Origin of the sequence: Sporotomaculum syntrophicum, from assembly GCF_009932395.1 — a bacterium.
Lineage (GTDB): Bacteria > Bacillota > Desulfotomaculia > Desulfotomaculales > Desulfallaceae > Sporotomaculum > Sporotomaculum syntrophicum.
Genome location: NZ_LSRS01000004.1, coordinates 144,977 through 151,240 on the forward strand (window position 1 = coordinate 144,977; position 6,264 = coordinate 151,240).

Sequence of the window (6,264 nt, forward strand, 5' to 3'; positions counted from 1 at the left end):
ACATACGGGAAAACCGGTAGCCAACTACACCCCCAACAACGACTTTGAATATGAAGAGACTGTGGGACTTTGGAAGACCGCAGGAGAATCGCGAATCAAAGCGCCCTTTTCTTACGATGAGACATTTGGCAAAGATGATACATCATCGCTGAAGTACAGCGGTACTGTGAAAAGTAAAGCGCTTTCCAACTTTATACCGGTATTGCCAAACACCGAATACTATTACAGCGCTTATTTTTATGATCAACTAACCAGCGGCAGCACCCAGCTTTCGTGTCGTGTATACGATCATAACTTTGATGTCATACAAATGGGGTTTTTAGCCCCCAGGGCCAAAAATGAGTGGGATTTTGATCAAAGTACTATGCCAACCAGTGATGAGGCCAGGTATATCCAATTTGAATTTGCAATTACTGAAAATAACGACAGCACAGGAGGCACAGTATGGCTGGATAAAGTCAGGTTTGACCGGGCCTGGCCGCTGATCTCAGAAATTACCGACAGCATCGGTCGAAAAGTCACCTTCACTTACACCGACACACTATATCAAAACGAGGACCCCTTAGATCCGGCAGCGGGGACAATTACCGTTAATGTTACCGATCCCGCGGCGACCAACAGCTACACCGTAACGTATGATAAAATACGAGTTCAAGCCGAAGTTACCTGGTATCTATTGGATGAATACGGGGATAAAGTAACCTCATGGCGCGAACAAAGAAGATATCCGCTGCTATACAGAAGTTACAACGGAGAATTATACGATACATATTCTTATACAAATACCATAGAACGTTTTAACTTTTTAGACCCGGCTGTACACAATGACTCTCCCACTGTAGCCCGGGCTTTATTAAGCCAAATGCGTCTGAGGAATTCCAAAACGGTATACAATTATGGGCTAACCACCAAACCGCTGGGGGGCCACGGTCTTTGCGAGACCCATAGAGTCGCCGAACGCTATGAAAATAAAATAAACAGCAGCGATGAATACTTTGGCTCGTATAACCGCCGTACCTACACATACAACCAATCGACCAGCACCATGCAACAGGACAACGGACTGGCCATCAAACATACCTATCAATACAATTCGGCCCACAAAGGCGACTTAAAATATAAAGAAGAGCAATACAACACCACCAGCGGCGATAAAGAGATCACCTACTACGAGCAATACAACACCGTCTTTCTGGATAAACCCACCAGGCTTAAAACCGAACAACACAACGCCGGCGGCAACGTCAACACATTCTACCAGGGCTGCACATACAGCGACTGGGGCGGTATAGCCACCGAAACAGCGCTGCTAACACCGGCCCAGTGGAACGACCCGACGATAAAAAGCCGGCACACCACTAGCTATACCTATCATCCAACCTATAAATTTTTAACGTCCACAAGCTATTATCAAAACCCCGATCTACTACTAACCGAATCAACAAACTACGACAGCTTAGGACGCATTGCCACCGCCACCAACGCCAAAGGCGAAACAACCAACTATCAGTACGGGGACGCGAGTCACCCCGGCAACCACACCGGAATAAACATCCAGCACAGCGACGGCCGGACCACCAGAACCGACTACAACTATGCCGGAGCTTACTACGCCTTTCCCAGTACCATAACCAGCTACTACACCGAAGAAGGTATTCCCAAAACCAGCGCCACACACAAAAGCTATGAATTTATCCGGGGTAACGTAACCAATGAAACAGACGCCCTGGGCAACACAACCGGCTATAGCTACGACACCCAAGGCAGACTCAAAAAAACAACCCACCCGCAGTCAACGGGACAGGACGGAAACTACGTGGTGGAAGAGCACACCGACTATTACAACTATATTGATCTATCCGGTTCTTGGATAGAGACGCCTCAACGTACCTTTGGCGTTGAAAACTACAGCACCGCAAACGGCTCCCAATTCAAATATTCCCTTGACCTCTACGACGATCACGGCAACCTGCTCTTTTCCCAATACTGGGACTATAATCGCGGGGTATATGTCCCACGGATATATGGCTACGACAACTATGATCAGCTAACCTGGCTCAAAGACGCCAACGGCAACCAGACTACCTACCAAAGTGACGAATGGGACCGTCTCAAAAAAGTCACCGACCCCCAGGGCAACTACCATGCCTTTAACTACAACCTAATCAACCGCACCAAAACCACCACCTTCGTCCCGTCGGACACCGGCATAGCCGAAAACCATTACGTGGAAACAAGCGACCAGTGGGACCGGACAATATCGAGGAAAGGCTACCCCAACGGATCGGGCGGAGCCGCCGTAGAAGAAAAATACGAATACGACCTGGCGGCAACCTGACCAAACTAACCGACCCCAGGAACAATAGCACCCAGTACAGCTACGACGCCCTGAACCAATTAACTAAAGTCACCAACCCTCTGGGCGAGATCACCGACTACGCTTACGACCGTTTGGGCGAGCTAACCCAAATACAACAATACCAGGGCGCCACCACCTTCCCCACAGTCCAGCAATATAGCGAAAGAGGTGTTTTAGTAACCAAACAGCCTCCGGCGGGACAGCCCACCACCTATAAATACAACGCCAACGGCCTGCCGGTGGAAATAAAAGACGCCTCGGGCAAAATCACCACCCTACAATATTACCAGGACAGCAGGCTATCCCAAAAAACAGCCAACCAAGACCGGATACAATATTACTACCACCCCCTGGACATCGTGGAGAAATACCAGCCCCTAAACGGCGATACCCTAAGACATGTTTTCTATTGTACCGGGCAAATCGGCTACCGGATAACCGCCGAAAGCTACGTTGCCGGTTTTGAATACGACCTGCTGGGCAACCGGACTGAGGTATCCCATCCGGGTAACTTATTCACCAATTATCAATACAACAACCTGAATAGACTAACCACCGTCACCGCCGACGGCAAAAACTACACCTACGAATACTACGGCGACGGCATGGTAAAAGCCGTCAACTATCCCCAATTAACCGATGGGACAAGCATACGTACCGAATACACCTACGACAACCTCAACCGACTCAAGACCATGCACAACAAACTGGGCAGCCAAACCATCACCCAATACAGCTACACCTACGACAACAACGGCAACATCACCTCGGTAACCGAAAACGGCCAGACCACCAACTACACCTACGACGCCCTAAACCGGCTGACGGGAATACAAAGGCCGGGCGGCGAGCAGCTCAGCTATCAATACGACAGCAGAGGCAACCGGACAGTAGCCTCCCCCAACGATAGCGGCCTGGACGGATTTATATCCGGCGAATTTAGCTACAACAACTGGGACCAATTGGCCTCATTCACCGCCGGTGGTCAGGCCAGTAACTATTCTTACGACCCCGAAGGATTGAGAACTAAAAAAGTAACCCCTTCGGGCACCACCAGGTACCACTACGACAACACCGGCAGAGTCATCACCGAATCCAACGCCGGAGGCTTTGTTACCGCACAGACGATCTGGGGCAACCAAGCTTTGGCCAGGAAAGTAGGCGGCAGCTATTACTACTACCTGTACAACGGCCACGGAGACGTAACCCGGGTAATCGACCAAAACGGCAATATCGTCAACAGCTACACCTACGACGAATGGGGAAATATTCTCTCCCAGCAGGAACAATTACCCCAGCCGCTGAAATATGCCGGAGAGTATTATGACGACGAAAGCGGCCTGTACTACCTGCGGGCCAGGTATTATGACCCGACTGTGGGGAGGTTTATTTCGAGGGATACCTACGAGGGAGGCATAACGAATCCACTATCGCTAAACCTGTATGCGTATTGTTACAACAACCCGCTAAGATATCTGGACCCGACGGGTCATTCTGCTAAAGAAACTTGGCAAGATTTAAAGCTAGGTGTTGGTGAAGTATTTAACGGTGATAACTGGCAAAGCAGCTGGGCAGCAGTAAAGACAACACCTGAAGGCGCTATAATATTTGTTAGGGAAGGTTTGGTGGGGCCTGAAAATTACGATGAGCTAACCAATGAAGATTTGAGTTGGGCAGATGCTAAGGCCGGTGCGTCGGCGGCAACGTTCTTTTTTGTTGGTAAGGCTAAGGTTTTGAAGGGTGCGGGGAAAGTTGTAAGTAAGGGCGCGGGGAAGCTTGACTTAAATGTTAGACCAGTGGCATCAAATCAAAAGCTAAATAATATAATTGACAATTTATATAAAGGGCAGAATAACCCGAATAAAATTGGAAGTGGTACAACTATGGATGCCATACGCAATGAGATACAGACCGGAATAGCAACCGGTGGTAAATTCCATACGACTAAGGGACAAGAAAGCATAAATGGGTTAAATAATCTGCTTAAAAGCGGTACTCTATCAACACAAGACGCTAATATAGCTAAAGCATTGATAAATGATTTGACTAATGCTTTAGCCGGAAAGTAGGTGGTGATTTGAGATACGAGAATATTATTGATGTGCTATCATCAAGATTTCCAGAAGTATCAAGAAGGTACAATGAAGAAAAAGACTATGTAGAAGGACTTCCACATTTGGTTTTCGAAATAGTATTTGTTCCATATTTCAGAGAAGTTATGCAATCTGAGGATCAGAATACAAAGCTACAGGTTATTGAATTGTTAGAAGAAATGATTTCATGCGAGGATGAAAAAATTCAAGAAATCGTGGTAGTTTCAGTGTTAGAGCCTTTATTATCAGAAAGAGATTTCTTAAAGATTATAAGAAATCAGCTTGGGTTGAAAACACAAGAAAGTTTGCAGGTTTTAGAAAAAGACTTTGGTTGGGCTTAATATCTCTGCTATCGGGGTCAGCAATGACCCCGATATGGTTCCTTGACAAATGCGGATTTCCACAGCTCATAACCCCGGTTTCAATCCCGAGGCTGCAAATCCGATCCCGTTAAAAAGGTGTTTCCAGCCCGCATTGCGGGCTGATGTAAGCCGTGCTGGGGCGCTCTGCGACCCCGGTTGCCGGTACTCGGGCTTTATGTGGATGGCAGGACAAAAGAAGGGATGATATGCAGAGAAGAGAAAACTACCTCTATGTCGGTATGGACTTGCATAAGGACACCCATACCGCCGTTCTGGTGAATTGCTGGAATGAAAAATTAGATGTAATTGTCATTGAAAACAAGCCCAGCGAGTTTAATAAGTTGGCAAAGGAGGTTGATAAAGCAGCATTAAGACTGAATTTATCGCCGATTTATGGCCTGGAAATTGCCTACGGCTACGGCAGAAGCCTTGCGGTATGGCTCATTGAAAAAGGCTATACGGTGAAAGACGTAAATCCATCTTTAGCCTATGACCAGCGCAAAAGCGCACCCATGATGAAGAAAAACGATGAGCATGACGCTTACTGCGTGGCAACGGTGCTGATCAACCAGCTTCACACCCTGCCCGACGCAAAGCCGGAAGATAACCATTGGACGCTGTCACAGCTTGTCAATCGCCGGGACACCCTTGTCAAATACGGTATCCGGCTGAAAAATGGTTTGCATGAGCAACTGACAAACGCATACCCCAGTTACCGTAAATTCTTTTGTGAAATCGACCGGAAAACGGCATTGTACTTTTGGAAAACCTATCCGTCACCCGGTCATCTGAAAGGCAAGACAGCAGAAGAATTAAGGGCCGAATTAAAAGCTATATCCTCGAACTACACCAAAGTGTAGAGCTGCACTTTAAAATCTCGACAAACAGCAAATTAAATTTCCATAGGGTGTAGGTGCAGAAAGTTAATTGTGATCATTTGACGGACGGACTGACGGACAAATAAGCCCTATATTATTCATTATTATACTATCATTAAGAATATCTTTAGTGGCGGTCTATCTAGTTTTTAAAATACAGTGCCACTATTTTAATTTGCGGTAAAACCCCTGTTTTTGGAGATTTTAATTTGCAGTATTACAACACACCAGACCACACTACCGGGCAGAAACGGCCTGGACCTAAACATCAGCCGACTGTACCAGAGCAATCAAGCGTTGTGGGGAGACCTCCGTACATCAGGGGACAGAGGCGGATACAGCGATTACGCAACCTACTATCAGAACAGGTACAACCTTGGCCTGGGCTGGTCTTTCTGCTTCCCCTCCGTACAGGTGGAAAAGATAGGCTACGAAAGTAATGGAAGAATTTACTTTAAAAAAGAACTATACTACCATACCGGTGACGGTAGAGTATACCATGTTGACTCCTCCTCATCCTCCGGCGGGACATACAGCACCCTGGAGAAATATTACGACAAAGACGCTAAATT

The 6,264-nt window shown here is 47.1% G+C and carries 5 protein-coding genes; all 5 read left to right on the forward strand.

All coding sequences use genetic code 11. From position 1 onward, the window contains the following. Window positions 1-61 precede the first annotated feature (61 nt). The gene (locus tag SPSYN_RS10155) at window positions 62-2,338 is read left to right on the forward strand and encodes an RHS repeat domain-containing protein (RefSeq protein WP_161822382.1); all 2,277 of its coding nucleotides are present in this window, start codon (window positions 62-64) and stop codon (window positions 2,336-2,338) included. Further along, window positions 2,245-4,428, forward strand: a complete 2,184-nt coding sequence (locus SPSYN_RS10160; protein WP_161822383.1) for an RHS repeat domain-containing protein — start codon at window positions 2,245-2,247, stop codon at window positions 4,426-4,428. The genes SPSYN_RS10155 and SPSYN_RS10160 overlap by 94 nt, the downstream gene beginning before the upstream one ends. An 8-nt stretch (window positions 4,429-4,436) precedes the next feature. Beyond that, on the forward strand, window positions 4,437-4,793 hold the full coding sequence (locus SPSYN_RS10165; RefSeq protein WP_161822384.1) for a DUF7674 family protein: 357 nt from the start codon (window positions 4,437-4,439) through the stop codon (window positions 4,791-4,793). 227 nt (window positions 4,794-5,020) lie between these two features. After that, complete coding sequence (locus SPSYN_RS10170; protein ID WP_243153010.1) at window positions 5,021-5,674, forward strand: IS110 family transposase; 654 nt, start codon at window positions 5,021-5,023, stop codon at window positions 5,672-5,674. 213 nt (window positions 5,675-5,887) lie between these two features. Next, a partial coding sequence (locus SPSYN_RS10175; protein ID WP_161822385.1) for a hypothetical protein occupies window positions 5,888-6,264 on the forward strand: 377 nt, incomplete at its 3' end.